Raw genomic sequence first — 14,373 nt, 5'->3', positions numbered from 1 at the left:
GCCCGCCGCCGGGGGCTGCCCCTGCATGCCCATCCGTCTCAGGCTAAAGTACAGGGATGACCACCGTGGCTGAAACCGGCAAAAAGAGATCCTCCGCTGCCCAGGCGCACCCGGCGGCGAGTGCCGCTGCGGCCAGCTTTGCGGCACTGGTGGGCAAGCTGGACTATCTGAGCCCGGCCGAGATCGAAAGCGTGCGCCAGGCCTACCGCTTTGCCGACGAAGCCCACCTGGGTCAGTTGCGCAAGAACGGCGACCCCTACATCACCCACCCCATCGCGGTGGCGGCCCAATGCGCCGAATGGAAACTCGACGCCCAGGCCCTGATGGCGGCGCTCATGCACGACGCCATCGAAGACTGCGGCGTCACCAAGGAAGAGCTGGTCCAGCGCTTTGGCGCGCCGGTGGCCGACCTCGTGGACGGGCTCACCAAGCTGGAACGGCTGGAGTTCGACACCCGGGAACAGAACCAGGCCGAGTCGTTCCGCAAGATGCTGCTGGCCATGGCCAAGGATGTGCGGGTCATCCTGATCAAGCTGGCCGACCGTACCCACAACATGCGCACCATGGGCGACATGCCGCGCAGCAAGTGGCAGCGCATCAGCAGCGAGACCCTGGAGATCTACGCCCCCATCGCGCACCGCCTGGGGCTGAACTTCACCTACCGCGAACTGCAGGATCTCGCCTTCCGCTTTCTCCACCCCTGGCGTTACGAGGTGCTGTCCAAGGCCTTGAACAAGTCGCGCACCCGGCGCCACGACCTCATTGCCCGGGTCCAGCGGGAGGTCGAGGCCGCGTTTGCGCGCCAGGGCATGGGGGTGCGCATCCTGGGCCGCGAAAAGACGCTGAATTCGGTCTACCGCAAGATGGACAGCAAGCACCTGTCGTTCTCCCAGGTGACCGACATCTACGGTTTTCGCATCGTCGTGCCCGAACTGACCGACTGCTACACCGCCATGGGCATCCTGCACCAGCTCTACAAGCCGGTGCCGGGCAAGTTCCGCGACTACGTGGCCATCCCCAAGGTCAATGGCTACCAGTCGCTGCACACCACCCTGATCGGCCCGTTTGGCACCAACATCGAGTTCCAGCTGCGCACCCACGCCATGGACGTGGTGGCCGAGTCGGGCGTGGCCGCGCACTGGCTCTACAAGGCCAGCGAACCGGGCAGCGACACCTCGCAGCGCCTGGGCACGCAGTGGCTGCAGTCCCTGCTGGACATTCAGCAGGAAACCCACGACGCCGGCGAGTTCTGGGACCACGTCAAGATCGACCTGTTCCCCGATGCGGTCTATGTGTTCACGCCCAAGAGCAAGATCCTCGCGCTGCCACGCGGCGCCACCGTGATGGATTTCGCCTACGCCATCCACAGCGGCGTGGGCAACCGGGCGGTGGCCGCCAGGATCAATGGCGAGCAAAGGCCGCTGCGCACCGAGCTGGCCAATGGCGACGTGGTGGAAATCGTCACCGGCGACACCGCCGAACCCAATCCGGCCTGGCTGTCGTTCGTGAAGACCGGGCGTGCCCGCTCCAAGATCCGCCACCACCTCAAGACCCTGGCGCAGGAAAAAGCCAACGAACTGGGCGAGCGCATGCTCACCCAGGCCCTGCGCTCCGAGGGCATCGCGACCCTGCCAGACGAGGAAGGCGACCACAAGAGCACCTGGGAAAAGCTGCTGCGCTTCACCGGCAACAAGTCTCGACACGAACTGATGACCGACATCGGGATGGGCAAGCGCATCGCCAGCATGGTGGGCAAAAAACTCGCTGTGCTGCTGTCGGAAACCGGTCTCAAGCCCGACGCGCTGCTCATCAGCACCGAGCGCTACGCCAGCGGCCAGGACGAGACAGTTTCGCAAGGCGTGGTCAGCCTGGACGGCAGTGAGGGCCTGTCGGTGCAGTACGCCCCGTGCTGCCAACCGATCCCGGGCGACCGCATCGTGGGCTATCTGGGTCGCGGGGAGGGCCTGGTGGTGCACGCCGAAGACTGCCCCACGGGCAAACGCCTGTTGCTGCGCGACAGCGAGCGCTTCCTGCAGGTGGAGTGGGCCGACGAGCCCGTGCGTCCGTTCGACACCACGGTGGTGGTCACGGTGGCCAACGGCAAGGGGGTGCTGGCCCGCGTGGCCTCGGCCATCGCCTCGGCCGAGGCCGACATCACCCACGTGGACATGGGCGACGAACCGGCACAGACGGCCACCGACATCCGCTTCTCGGTTTCGGTGCGCGACCGCCAGCATCTGGCCGACGTCTTGCGCAGCCTCAAGCGCACGACCTCGGTCATCAAGGCCCAGCGCTTCAAGCCCTGATCAGGTCTTCGCGGCGGGTGCCGGATACGTCACCGACACAATGTCCAGTTCCTGCACACCACCGGGCACCACCAGCCGCACCACCTCGCCCACACGGGCCTTGAGCAGCGCGCGCGCCACGGGTGACACCCAGCTGATCTGCCCCTGCGCGCTGTCGGCCTCGTCCACGCCGAGGATGGTCACCGTGGTTTCCAGCCCCGACTCGTCGGCGTAGGCCACGGTGGCGCCGAAAAACACCTGGTCGCCTCCGTGGTGCATGGAAGCATCCACCACTTCGGCGATCTCCAGCCGCTGGGTCAGGAAGCGGATGCGGCGGTCGATCTCGCGCAACCGCTTTTTGCCGTACAGGTAGTCCCCGTTCTCCGAGCGGTCACCGTTGCTGGCCGCCCAGTGGACGATTTCCACCATCTTCGGACGCTCCTCGTCCATCAGCGTGAACAACTCGGCGCGCAGCCGGTCGTAGCCAGCGCGCGTGATGTAGTTCTTGCCGCTGGGCACGGGCGCGGCGACGGGCAGTTCGTCGTCGGCATCCTGATCGGACTCGCGGGTGAAGGCCTTGCTCATGGGTACGGTGTACAGCAGAAATGAAAAAGCCTGCAGCTTTTGGCTGCAGGCTTTCATTTTGGTGCGGCTGGCAGGAATCGAACCCACGACCCCTTGGTTCGTAGCCAAGTACTCTATCCAGCTGAGCTACAGCCGCGTAAGCCACGCATTGTAGCACGACTTTTTTGGTAGGCCGTGTTGGACTTGAACCAACGACCAAAGGATTATGAGTCCTCTGCTCTAACCAACTGAGCTAACGGCCCGCGAAGGGGTGGATTGTAGAGGCCGACGACGAGCGCCAGCCGGGGCCGGCTATTTGCTGTGGCTCAGCGCGTTGCTCACCAGCTTGGCCGTGACGTCAACGATCTGGATCATGCGTTCGTAGGACATGCGCTGGGGCCCGATGACGCCCAGCGTGCCCACCACCTGCCCGTCGACTTCGTACGGGGCCGTCACGACCGACAGGTCTTCGAAGGGCACCACCTGGCTTTCGCCACCGATGTAGATGCGCACGCCATCGGCCTGGGCCGACACGTCGAGCAGGCGAATCAGCTGCGTCTTCTGCTCGAACAAATCGAACAGGCGACGCAGGTTGCCCATGTCGCTGGAGAACTCGCTGACCGAGAGCAGGTTGCGCTCGCCAGAGACCACCACCGCCTCCTGCCCCGCGTTGTCGTCGGCGCCGATCTCCACCGCGGCCTGCATCAGGGTCGCGATCTCGCCACGCAGCACATCGACCTCGGTCTTCAGGCGCGAGCGCACCTCTTCCATGGTCAGCCCCGAGTAATGGGCGTTGAGGAAATTGGCCGCCTCCAGCAACTGCGACTGGGTGAAATGCACCTGGGTGTGGATGATGCGGTTCTGCACATCGCCATCGGGCGACACCAGGATCACCAGCACCCGCCGCTCGGACAGGCTGAGAAATTCAATGTGGCGAAACACCGAAGCACGGCGCGGCGCCATCACCACACCCACGAAGTGCGAGAGGCTGGAGAGCATTTGCGCGGCGTGGCTGATGACGCGCTGGGGCTGGCCCGCCTCGATGCCCGGTGCGCCCATCTCGCCCACCCCCGGCAGTCCGTCGCGCCGCACCGTGAGCATGGTGTCGACGAACAGGCGGTAGCCACGCGCGGTGGGAATCCGACCGGCCGAGGTGTGGGGGCTCGCGATCAGACCCAGCTCTTCAAGGTCGCTCATCACGTTGCGGATGGTCGCGGGCGAGAGATCCAGACCGGCGGCTTTGGCCAGCGTGCGGGAACCCACGGGCTGCCCGTCGGCGATATATCGCTCGACGAGGGCCTTGAGCAGCAACTTGGCGCGGTCATCCAACATGGTTTCATTTTACGGAGGTATGCGCCCCGCGGGAGCCCGCGGGCGACAAGGGTTTTCCGGGTCGGGCGGGCCGCGCGGGCTATGTTGTAATTTGTGCATGAGCCTGCCTCCCGAACCCTCGCCGACAGCCCGAAAAATGGGCAAGCCGTTGCGCTTTGCGCACGTCGCCATCATCGGCAAATACCAGGCGCCGGGCTCGCGCGACGCGGTGGAGGAAGTGGCCCATTTCCTGCACGATGTGGGCTGTGAGGTGTCGCTGGAGCAGGACACCGCGCTCAACACCGGCCTGCTGCAGTACCCCGCACTGGACGTGCCCGCCATGGGCCGGGCCTGCGACCTGGCGCTGGTGGTGGGGGGTGACGGCACCATGCTGGGCATCGGTCGCCAGCTCGCGCGCTACGGTGTGCCACTGGCCGGCATCAACCAGGGCCGGCTGGGCTTCATCACCGACATTCCCTTCGACAGCTACCGTGAAAAGCTGCGACCCATGCTGTACGGCGAGTTCGAGGAAGACCCGCGTGCACTCATGGCCGCCAGTGTGTGGCGCGACGGCCGATGTGTGTTCGAAGCCACCGCGCTCAACGATGTGGTGGTCAACCGGGGTGGCGTGGCCAGCATGATCGAGCTGCGTGTGGAGGTGGACGGCCATTTCGTGGCCAACCAGCGCGCCGACGGTCTGATCATCGCCTCGTCCACCGGCTCCACCGCGTATTCGCTCTCGGCCGGCGGCCCGCTGCTGCACCCGGCCATTGATGGCTGGGTGATGGTGCCGATCGCGCCCCACACCCTGTCCAACCGCCCCATCGTATTGCCCGCTCACTGCGAGATCGCGGTTGAGATCGTCTCGGGCCGCGACGCCAGCGCCAACTTCGACATGCAGTCCCTCACCAGCCTGCTGCACGGCGACCGGATTGTGGTGCGGCGCTCCGAGCACACGCTGCGTCTGCTGCACCCGGTCGGCTGGAGCTATTTCGACACCCTGCGCAAAAAGCTGCACTGGAACGAAGGCGGTTGAAAACCCGGTCAAAATACGACCGGTCTGCCCTTCACACGTTCCACTTCACCCCACGTTCATGAGCCTCCGACGCATTGTTTTGCGCGACTTCGTCATCGTGCAGTCGCTGGACCTGGAGCTGGACCAGGGCTTTTGCGTGCTCACCGGCGAAACCGGCGCGGGCAAGTCCATCCTGATCGACGCGCTGCAACTCGCCCTGGGCGCACGCTCCGACAGCGGCGTGGTGCGCGAGGGTGCGTCGCGCTGCGAAATCGCCGCCGAATTCGATGCCCCGCCCCACCTGGCCAACTGGCTGGAAGAGCAGGGTTTCCCGCTGGATGACAGCCTGCTGCTGCGCCGCACGGTCGACACCGAAGGCCGCAGCCGGGCCTGGATCAACGGCAGCGCGGCCACCGTGGCCCAACTCAAGGTGCTGGCCAACGAGCTGGTGGACATTCACGGCCAACACGCCTGGCAAAGCCTCACCCGTGCCGACGCCGTGCGCGCCCTGCTGGACGGTTATGCCGGCATCGACACCTCCGCCGCGGCGCAGGGCTGGGCGCAGTGGCGCCAGTGCCGCAAGGCGCTGGAGACAGCGACCGAGCGCCAGAACAGCCTGCAACAGGAAAGCGAACGGCTGGCCTGGCAGATCGGCGAGCTGGACAAGCTCGCGCCGCAACCCGGCGAGTGGGACGAGCTCAACGGCCAGCACGGCCGCCTGGCCAACGCCCAGGGGCTGCAGGACGCGGCCCAGGCCGCCGTGGCGGCGCTGGACGCCACCGAACCGAGCGCGGGCGACCTGATCCACCGCGCGCTGGCGGCCCTGCAGGCCCAGGCCCACATCGAGCCCGCCTTCGCCGACCCCGTGGAAGCGCTGGAAGCGGCACTGGCCCAGGTGCAGGACAGCGTGCACAGCCTGCACCAGTACGCCCGCCACGCCGAACAGGACCCGTCCCGCCTTGAGGCGCTCGACCAGCGGCTTTCGCTGTGGCTGTCGCTCGCGCGGCGCTACCGCCGCCCGCCCGAAGAGCTGGCCGAACTGCATGCGCAGTGGAAGGCCGAACTGGCCCAGGTGGACCAGGCGCTGGATCTGGCCGCCCTGCAGCAGGCCGAGCGCCAGGCCTGGAAAACCTTTGACAGCGCCTTGCTGGCCTTGACGAAAAAGCGCCAGCAGGCCGCCCCCCGTCTGTCCCAGGCGGTCACCGAAACCATGCAGACCCTGGGACTGCAGGGGGGGCGATTCGAAGTGGCGCTGCAGCGCCTCGAAGAGCCCCAGGCCCATGGCCGCGAGCAGGTCGAGTTCCTGGTCGCCGGCCACGCCGGCGTCACACCGCGCCCGGTCGGCAAGGTCGCCTCCGGCGGTGAACTCTCGCGCATCGCGCTGGCGATCTCGGTCGTCACCAGCCGGCTCGGCCAGGCCCCCACGCTGATTTTTGACGAGGTGGATTCGGGCATCGGCGGTGCCGTGGCCCACACGGTGGGGCGCCTGCTGCGCCAGCTGGGTCAGGACCGGCAAGTGCTGTCGGTGACCCACCTGGCGCAGGTGGCCGCCTGTGCCGACCACCACCTGCTGGTGAGCAAACAGCAGTCCGGCCAGCAGACCGTGAGCACGGTCGAAGCGATCGCACACGAGCAGCGCATCCGCGAACTCGCCCGCATGCTGGGCGGCAACGAACAGTCCGAGGTGTCGCTGGCCCACGCCCGCGAGTTGCTCGCCGCCTGACACGCAGCCCCCATGTCAGACACCCTGCCCCGCCCCATCGAACTGGTGCTGATCACCGGCATGTCCGGCTCGGGCAAGTCGGTGGCGCTGACCGCGCTGGAAGACCTCGGTTTCTACTGCGTGGACAACCTGCCACCCGAACTGCTTGAGTCCTTCATCGCACTCGAACAAAGCCACCAGGCCCATCGGGTCGCCATCGCCATGGATGTGCGCAGCGCCGCTTCGTTGCCGGGTCTGCCCCGCCGGCTGGAACGGCTGCAGGCCCAGGCCGACCGGCCGGTGCACCTCACCACCGTGTTCCTGGACGCCACCACCGACACCCTGGTGCGCCGGTTTTCCGAAACGCGCCGGCTGCACCCGCTCTCGCTCAAACAGGCCAACGATCAGCACAGGGCGCTGACCGACGCCATCGAACACGAACGCGAATTGCTGGCCGAATTGCGCGAGCAGGCGCTGGTGCTCGACACCAGCCTGATCCGCCCGGCGCAATTGCGCAGCCACATCAAAGAGCTGCTGGGCACGGTCCAGGCACCGCTGACGCTGGTGTTTGAGTCGTTTGCCTTCAAGCGCGGCATCCCGATGGACGCGGATTTCGTGTTCGACGTGCGCATGCTGCCCAACCCGCACTACGAACCCGAACTCAAGCCCCTGACCGGACGCGATGCGCCGGTGGCGGCCTACCTCGCCGCCCAGCCCGAGGTGGACCAGATGCGGCAGCAGATCGATGATTTCCTGCGGCACTGGCTGCCGCAGATGCTGCGCGACCATCGCAGCTACGTGACCGTGGCCATTGGCTGCACCGGGGGGCAGCACCGCTCGGTGTACCTGGCCGAACAGCTGGCGCAGGCCTTCGCCACCGAGTGGGCGACCCAGGTGCGGCACCGCGAGGTCGATGGTTGGCCCGCCTCCGCGGCCCGTCCAGCCGCCTCGGGTTCCTGACGACGTGCTCCTGACGACGTGCCTGCGGTCTCCCTGAGGTTGAATCAGGGCGGGTCGTTGGAGAGCAGCAGGCGCACCGGGGCCGGCAGCCCGTACTGCACCAGCGCCGCTTCCTCCACCCATTGGCCGCTCAGACCGGTCGCGAATTCCACGGGCTGCGAGGTTTCGAGCAGCCATGGGTGCAGACGCAGCTCGCGGTGCGTCAGACTGTGGGACACCGGCTCCAGCGCACGCGCGGCACCGCGCAAGCCCGGTGGCAAAGCCGCCAACAGGGAGGCCTCGCTGTCGAACACCGGCAGGCAATACAAGTCGGCCCAGATGCCCCGGGCCGGCCGGCGCTCGAGCCACACCCGGCCCGGTGCACCCGTGTCCTGGCCGCGCAGCCACAGCAGCCACCAGGACTCGTGCCGCCGCTTGAGCGACCGGGTCTTGACCGGGTAATTCTGCGGAACCCCCTTGGCATGGGCCACGCAGAGGTCCTGCACCGGGCAGCGCCCACACAGCGGCCGGCTTCGCAGGCACACCGTGGCACCCAGATCCATCAGGCCCTGCGTATAGGCCGTCATGTCCCCGTTCGAAGGGGTTTCTGGCAGCAGCGCCTGCGCCCGCTGCCAGAGTTCGCGCTGGGCCGGTAGCTGGGCCATGTCCGCGTCAAAGGCCAGCAGGCGCGTGAGCACGCGCCGGACATTGCCGTCCAGAATCGAAATGCGTTCGCCGTGGCAAAACGCGGCGATCGCCGCAGCGGTGGAAGCACCAATGCCAGGCAGTGCCTCCAGGCCCAGCGCCGAATCCGGAAACACCCCCCCATGCTGCGCCACCACCACCTGGGCGCAACGGTGGAGGTTGCGCGCCCGGCTGTAGTAGCCCAGGCCACTCCACATCGCCATCACGTCGTCGGCCGGCGCCTCGGCCAGGGCGAACACGTCGGGAAACTGGGCCAGAAAGCGCGGGTAATAGCCCAGCACGGTGCTCACCTGGGTCTGCTGCAGCATGACCTCGGACAACCAGACCCGGTACGGGTCGCGGGTGCCCTGCCAGGGCAGGCCGCTGCGCCCCGACTGGCGCTGCCAGTCGATGAGGCGCCGGGCAAAAGTGAGTGGCAGGTCCGGCGCCCGGGCCGCCTCGGTCGCAGCCGTGCGGGGGCCTATGGGAGTACCTTCCCCCTGCGGGCTGCGGTGCGAGTTGGCTTGGGAACGGCCCAGCGCTGCGCTCATGGAACATCCCTCCGTGCTGCGCACTGCGGGGTTGAGCGCCTTCGGAACGGCCGGGCGGCGCTCATGCCGCGACAGCTTCGGCGGCGTCTTCTTCGGGAACGGACAGCAGGTGGTCGGTCAGCTCCGCCAGCTTGGCGTCCAGCAGATTGAGCTCGGCCTGCTGCGATTGCAGCTCGCGAATGCGTCCGTCCAGGCCACCCGCGGCCTGCTGGATGCGCGAGACCGCTTCAATGCGGCGGATGAAATTGCGCCGACGTTCGCGCAGTTGGGTGTCGAGCTGGGCCGAAGCCGATTTGTTCCACAGCTCCACTTCGTTCACGGCCGTGTCGTACACCACGCGCAGGCGACTCATGAGTGCCCGTGTCAGCCGTTCGGCAAACTCCGGCTGGGCCAACCGCAGTGCATTGCCCAGGCTCAGGTACTGCAGGTGGCTCTTTTCAATCGCCGACAGGTCCCGGGCGTAGTGGCCCAACTGGGGCGGGGAAGGCGGCTGGAGCGAAAAACCGTATTCGGCATTCAGCCCCTTGAAACTGCCTTCCAGCATCGACTGGATTTCGGCGGCCAAGGTATCGGCGCGCGCCAGATCGGCGCGCAGACGGTCAAAGGTATGGCCATAGGCGCGCCGCACGCCGAGCTTGATCCCGGGCTGTTTCAGCGCGCGCGACAGCTCAGACACCTCGGCCTTCAGGTGGGTACGCCCGAGCAGCGCGAAGAGGTTCTTGAGCAGGCGCAGGTGCACCGACCGCACGGCGTGGATCTTGGCGCCACTGGCGTCAAAATCGGCCTGCTCCTGTTCGATGCGCAGGCGCATCTGCTTGATGACCCCGGCGTTCTTGCCGCGCAGCCCATCGAGCTCCTGGACCTGCTCCACCAGATCACGTGCCCGGATGTGGACAAGGCGCCCGGTTTCCTGCCGCAGCGCCTGAATACCCGCCGCCACGGCCCCGCTCAGAATCTTGCGGCGCTGACCGAGCAGGTCCACACCGAGCGCCGACTCCAGCTCCATCAGGTTGCTCGCTTCGAGCAGCTTGTCGTCGCCACTGACTTTGGCCAGCAAGCCCTTCTGGGCCGACACCGCCAGCACCTGCTTGGACGACAGCCCCAGGATATCGGCCGAATCGGTGCGTTGCGCCGCGATCTGCAGCTGCACCTGTTCGGGCGAACTGAGGGCATCCCACATGGTGTCGATCTTGTTGAGCACCACCAGACGGGACTCCCGGCCCTGGCCTTCGCCCTGCACCGCCAGGTGCTGGCGCCAGATCGTCAGGTCGGATTTGGTCACACCGGTGTCGGCCGCCAGAATGAACACCACCGCATGGGCCTGCGGCAGCAAACTGACCGTGAGCTCGGGCTCGGCGCCGATGGCGTTGAGCCCTGGGGTGTCCAGGATCACGAGCCCCTGCTTGAGCAGCGGGTGCGCCATGTTGATCAGCGCATGGCGCCATTTCGGCACCTCGATCAAGCCGTCCGGCCCGACCAGCGGGTTGTCGTCCGGCAACTCTTCATTCCAGAAACCCAGCGCAGCCGCTTCGGACTTGCTGACGCGGCGCACCTCGGCCACTTTCTGGATCGCACGCGCGAGCTGCTGGGGATCGTTGACGTCCAGGTCAACGCGCTCCCACTTGTTCGGGGCATTGCGCCAGTCCAGCAAGGACTTGGGCTGCAGCCGCGTCTCGATGGGCAGCAGCCGCAGGCAGGGGGGCACTTCCGCGTCGTACCCCAGCTCGGTCGGGCACATCGTGGTGCGCCCGGCGCTCGCGGGCATGATGCGCCGGCCATAACCGGCAAAAAACACCGCATTGATCAGCTCGGACTTGCCGCGCGAGAACTCGGCCACGAAGGCCACCATGATCTTGTCGTTCTTGACCTGGGCATGCAACTGGTCGAGCCGTTCGCTCACGCCGGCTTCCATCAAATCGTGGTCGGTCAGCCATTCAGACAACAACTTGAGCCGCAAAGCAAACTGCCTGCGCCATGCGCCGTGGTCGTCAAATTCCTGATTGAAGCTCATGTGCCGTGTTCTCTGGAGTGAGGGCAATATAGCATCGGAGCGGTCTTCAGGGCTTCTGGCAGAACGGGCAGTAATACGTGGACCGCTGCCCCTGCCGGATCGCCCGGATGGGGGTGGCGCAGACCCGGCACGGCAGCCCCTCGCGGCCGTACACCATGGCATCGAGCTGAAAGTAACCGTTCTGGCCTTGCGCACTGGAGAAGTCGCGCAAGGTGCTCCCACCCAGGGCCACGGCGCGTTGCAGCACCGCCACAATGGCCCCGTGCAGGCGCGCCGCCCGGGGTTTGCTCAGTCGATCGGCCCGCAGCGTGGGGCGGATGCCCGCCATGAACAGCGCCTCGGACGCATAGATGTTCCCCACACCCACCACGATATCCCCCGCCAGCAGCACCTGTTTGATGCTGGAGCGGCGCTGGCCCAAGGCCTGGTGAAAAGCCAGAGGCTCAAAACCCACCTCCAGCGGCTCCTGCCCCAGTCCCGCCAGCAACTTGTGCGCACGCGGATCGTCCAGCGACGCCACGTACACCACAGCACCAAACCGGCGGGGGTCGTGCAGGCGCAAACACCCCCGGCTGGTGTCCAGTTCGAAATGGTCGTGCACCCCGGGCGGCGGCAGGCGGGGTGCAAACAGCAGGCTGCCCGACATGCCCAGATGCAACAGCAGCACACCACGGTCCAGGTGCACCAACAGGTATTTGCCGCGCCGCGCCACATGCAGCACCGTGCGCCCCTGCAACTCGGACGGCTCGCAACCCAACGGCCAGCGCAGGGGTTTGCCCAGATGCAGGCCGCGCACCTGCGCCCCCGCGATGCGGTCGGCAAAACTGCGGCGTGTCACTTCAACTTCGGGAAGTTCGGGCATGGGCAGGCGCTTTTTCAGTGGGGACCGGAACACCGGCGGGTTACAGGAATCACACGCAATGCGCCCTGAACCCTTCCATTATCATGACCCAATGAATACCCTGCACCACAGCGCCAACAAGGCTCCCGGGCACATGGAACCAGCACACCCGCTGCGCCCCCAGGCCAGACCCATGCGGTTGTTGTTGGCGGCCGCCCTCCTCGGTTCAAGCCTGGGCACATGGGCACAGACCCCCCCGCCACCTCTCGCGCCAGTGACCGGCGCTGGCGAGCCGGCCGAGCCGGTGGTCAATTCCACGTTGAACGCGCCGCAGTTCTACCAATTGCTGCTGGGAGAACTCAATATTCTCTCGGGGGAGCCCGGCGCGGGCTATTCCTTGATACTGGATGCGGCGCGCCAGCAGCGCAACGCCCAGCTCTACCGCCGTGCGGTGGAAGTGGCCCTGCAGGCCCGCTCCGGCGAGGCCGCCTTGACGGCTGCCCGCGCTTGGGCCAAAGACCTGCCAAAGGACGTCGAAGCCAACCGGTTTGTATGGCAGATCCTGCTCGCGCTCAATCAGGTCAATGAAACCGGACCGGTGTTGCGCGACATCCTGGAACAGAGCAGCCCGACCGAGCGCAACGACGCCATCAACGCGATTCCCCAGGCCTATGCGAGGGTCGCCGACAAGTCCCAGGCGCTGGCCGTGGTGCGTGAAGCGCTGGGCCCGTCGCTCAAACAGCGGGCACACGCCGCCGCCGCGTGGACCACATTGGGGCGCATGGAGCTTGCGCTGGACCAGCAATCCCAGGCCCTTGCGTCGGCCCGGAAAGGACACGCGGCCGACCCGGCATCACCCTTTCCCGCCCTGCTGGCGCTGGAATTGCTTGAACAGGGACAACCGGAGGCCGAGGCCCTGATACAGGACCATCTGCGGGTGGCGGCACCGGCCGACCCCAATGGACCCGTGGTTTCGCTGACCTACGCGCGCCTCCTGCTGGACCTCCAGCGCAACGCCGAGGCGCGTGACCAGCTGAACCTGCTCACCAGTCGCCAGCCCGAACTGCCAGAACCGTGGCTGCTGCTGGCCACCCTGCAAATACAGGACGACGCGCTGCCCCAGGCCACCGCCTCGCTGGAAAAGTACATGGGACTGGCACGCCAGGTGAACGATGAGCGTTCGGCCCGCGGCCTCACCCAGGCCTATCTGCTGATGGCCCAGATCGCCGAAAAACAGAACGACATCGCCGCCGCCAACGCCTGGCTGGACCGCATCGAAAACGCGGACGACATCATGGCCGCCCAGATGCGCCGGGCCTCGCTGCTGGCCCGCCAGGGACAACTCGCCCAGGCCCGGGCGCTGCTGCGCAATCAGCCCGAGCGACGACCGGAAGACGCCCGCCTCAAGCTGGTGGCCGAAGGCCAACTGCTGCGCGACTTCAAGGCCTGGGAGCAGGCCTACGAGGTGTACGGAGAAGCGGTGAAGCGTTTTCCCCAGGACGTGGAACTGCTGTACGACCAGGCCATGGTGGCCGAAAAGGCGGGCAAACCCGAGACCATGGAGCAATTGCTGCGTGAGTTGATTGCGGCCAAACCGGACTACCACCACGCCTACAACGCCCTGGGGTATTCGCTGGCCGACCGCAAGCTGCGCCTGCCCGAAGCCAAGCAACTGATCGAAAAAGCGGTCGAGCTCGCCCCCACCGACGCCTATATCCAGGACAGCCTGGGCTGGGTCGAATTCCGACTGGGCAATTTCCAACGCTCGCTGCAGATCCTGCAGGCCGCGTACGGCAAACGCCCCGACGCGGAAATCGCGGCCCATCTGGGCGAGGTGCTCTGGGCCCAGGGCCAGCGCGAACAGGCGCTGAAAATCTGGCGCGAGGGCCTGCTGCTGGCCAGAGACAACGAAACCCTGCGGGAAACCCTCAAACGGCTGCGCGTCAACCCATGAGGCGCGCAGCGCATCCGGCGATGGCGCTCGCAGGGCGGTGGATGGTCCTGCTGTGCGCCGCATGGCTGACCGCCTGCGCCACACCCCGACCAGTGGCGCCCGGCGAGGCGGCCTGGAATGGCCGGCTGGCCCTGCGGGTTGACAACGATCCGCCACAGTCCTTCTCGGCAGGGTTCGACTTGCGGGGTTCGGCGCAAACCGGTGAACTCCAGCTCACGTCGCCCCTGGGCACCACACTGGCCACGGTGATCTGGTCCCCCCAGGGGGCCGAGCTGCGCCAGGGTGGACAGATCACCCAGCGCAGCAGCCTGGACGAACTCACCACCGAACTCGGCGGCACCGCACTGCCGGTGGGCGCCCTGTTCGAGTGGCTGCAAGGCCAGGCCGGCAGCGCCAGTGGCTGGCAGGTCGATCTGGCTCGTCATGCCGAAGGCCGCGTCACCGCGTGGCGCACCAGCCCGCCGCCCACCGCCGAACTGCGCATCGTTTTCGAACCATGAGCGCCTCCTTGTCCCG

The 14,373-nt window shown here is 66.8% G+C and carries 11 protein-coding genes and 2 tRNA genes; 6 read left to right on the top strand and 7 right to left on the bottom strand.

Annotation, left to right across the window (positions count from 1 at the left end; genetic code table 11):
* Positions 1–56: 56 nt before the first annotated feature.
* Complete coding sequence (locus tag AC07YZ_RS15505; protein ID WP_226494156.1) at positions 57–2,306, top strand: RelA/SpoT family protein; 2,250 nt, start codon at positions 57–59, stop codon at positions 2,304–2,306.
* Here the strand turns inward: AC07YZ_RS15505 and greB are convergent, their stop codons facing one another.
* From greB to hrcA, 4 genes are all read right to left on the bottom strand, one after another.
* Positions 2,307–2,870 carry a transcription elongation factor GreB gene (gene greB, locus AC07YZ_RS15500; protein ID WP_494795411.1) on the bottom strand — a complete coding sequence of 188 codons (564 nt, stop codon included), beginning with the start codon at positions 2,868–2,870 and terminating at the stop codon, positions 2,307–2,309.
* A 59-nt stretch (positions 2,871–2,929) separates the two neighbouring features.
* A tRNA-Arg gene (locus AC07YZ_RS15495) sits at positions 2,930–3,006 on the bottom strand.
* A gap of 29 nt (positions 3,007–3,035) precedes the next feature.
* Positions 3,036–3,112 (bottom strand) — tRNA-Ile (locus AC07YZ_RS15490).
* A 49-nt stretch (positions 3,113–3,161) separates the two neighbouring features.
* Positions 3,162–4,181, bottom strand: coding sequence for a heat-inducible transcriptional repressor HrcA (hrcA, locus tag AC07YZ_RS15485; RefSeq protein ID WP_226494157.1), 1,020 nt, complete (start codon positions 4,179–4,181; stop codon positions 3,162–3,164).
* Between the two features lie 97 nt (positions 4,182–4,278).
* Here hrcA and AC07YZ_RS15480 point away from each other — a divergent pair, with 97 nt between their 5' ends.
* Genes AC07YZ_RS15480 through rapZ form a run of 3 tightly spaced genes read left to right on the top strand, consistent with a single transcriptional unit; the run spans position 4,279 to position 7,837 of the window.
* On the top strand, positions 4,279–5,196 hold the full coding sequence (locus tag AC07YZ_RS15480) for an NAD kinase (RefSeq protein ID WP_494795380.1): 918 nt from the start codon (positions 4,279–4,281) through the stop codon (positions 5,194–5,196).
* A 58-nt stretch (positions 5,197–5,254) separates the two neighbouring features.
* The gene (recN, locus tag AC07YZ_RS15475) at positions 5,255–6,898 is read left to right on the top strand and encodes a DNA repair protein RecN (RefSeq protein WP_494795379.1); all 1,644 of its coding nucleotides are present in this window, start codon (positions 5,255–5,257) and stop codon (positions 6,896–6,898) included.
* A gap of 12 nt (positions 6,899–6,910) precedes the next feature.
* Positions 6,911–7,837, top strand: a complete 927-nt coding sequence (rapZ, locus tag AC07YZ_RS15470) for an RNase adapter RapZ (protein WP_494795378.1) — start codon at positions 6,911–6,913, stop codon at positions 7,835–7,837.
* Between the two features lie 44 nt (positions 7,838–7,881).
* Here the strand turns inward: rapZ and mutY are convergent, their stop codons facing one another.
* From mutY to mutM, 3 genes are all read right to left on the bottom strand, one after another.
* Positions 7,882–9,051 carry an A/G-specific adenine glycosylase gene (mutY, locus tag AC07YZ_RS15465; RefSeq protein WP_494795377.1) on the bottom strand — a complete coding sequence of 390 codons (1,170 nt, stop codon included), beginning with the start codon at positions 9,049–9,051 and terminating at the stop codon, positions 7,882–7,884.
* 61 nt (positions 9,052–9,112) lie between these two features.
* On the bottom strand, positions 9,113–11,062 hold the full coding sequence (locus AC07YZ_RS15460; RefSeq protein WP_494795376.1) for a dynamin family protein: 1,950 nt from the start codon (positions 11,060–11,062) through the stop codon (positions 9,113–9,115).
* A 46-nt stretch (positions 11,063–11,108) separates the two neighbouring features.
* Positions 11,109–11,924 (bottom strand): bifunctional DNA-formamidopyrimidine glycosylase/DNA-(apurinic or apyrimidinic site) lyase, encoded by an 816-nt coding sequence (gene mutM / locus AC07YZ_RS15455; RefSeq protein ID WP_226494162.1) that lies wholly within the window; start codon positions 11,922–11,924, stop codon positions 11,109–11,111.
* Between the two features lie 133 nt (positions 11,925–12,057).
* Between mutM and AC07YZ_RS15450 the strand changes: the two genes are divergently transcribed.
* Both AC07YZ_RS15450 and AC07YZ_RS15445 read left to right on the top strand, forming a co-directional pair.
* Positions 12,058–13,857, top strand: a complete 1,800-nt coding sequence (locus AC07YZ_RS15450) for a tetratricopeptide repeat protein (RefSeq protein ID WP_494795375.1) — start codon at positions 12,058–12,060, stop codon at positions 13,855–13,857.
* 41 nt (positions 13,858–13,898) lie between these two features.
* Positions 13,899–14,357, top strand: coding sequence for a lipoprotein insertase outer membrane protein LolB (locus tag AC07YZ_RS15445; RefSeq protein ID WP_226494164.1), 459 nt, complete (start codon positions 13,899–13,901; stop codon positions 14,355–14,357).
* The last annotated feature ends 16 nt before the right edge of the window (positions 14,358–14,373 follow it).

This window comes from Hydrogenophaga sp. GW101-3F08 (assembly GCF_059424585.1).
Note: the sequence above shows the minus strand (reverse complement) of the source record. Positions and strands in the feature narration are given on the sequence as shown.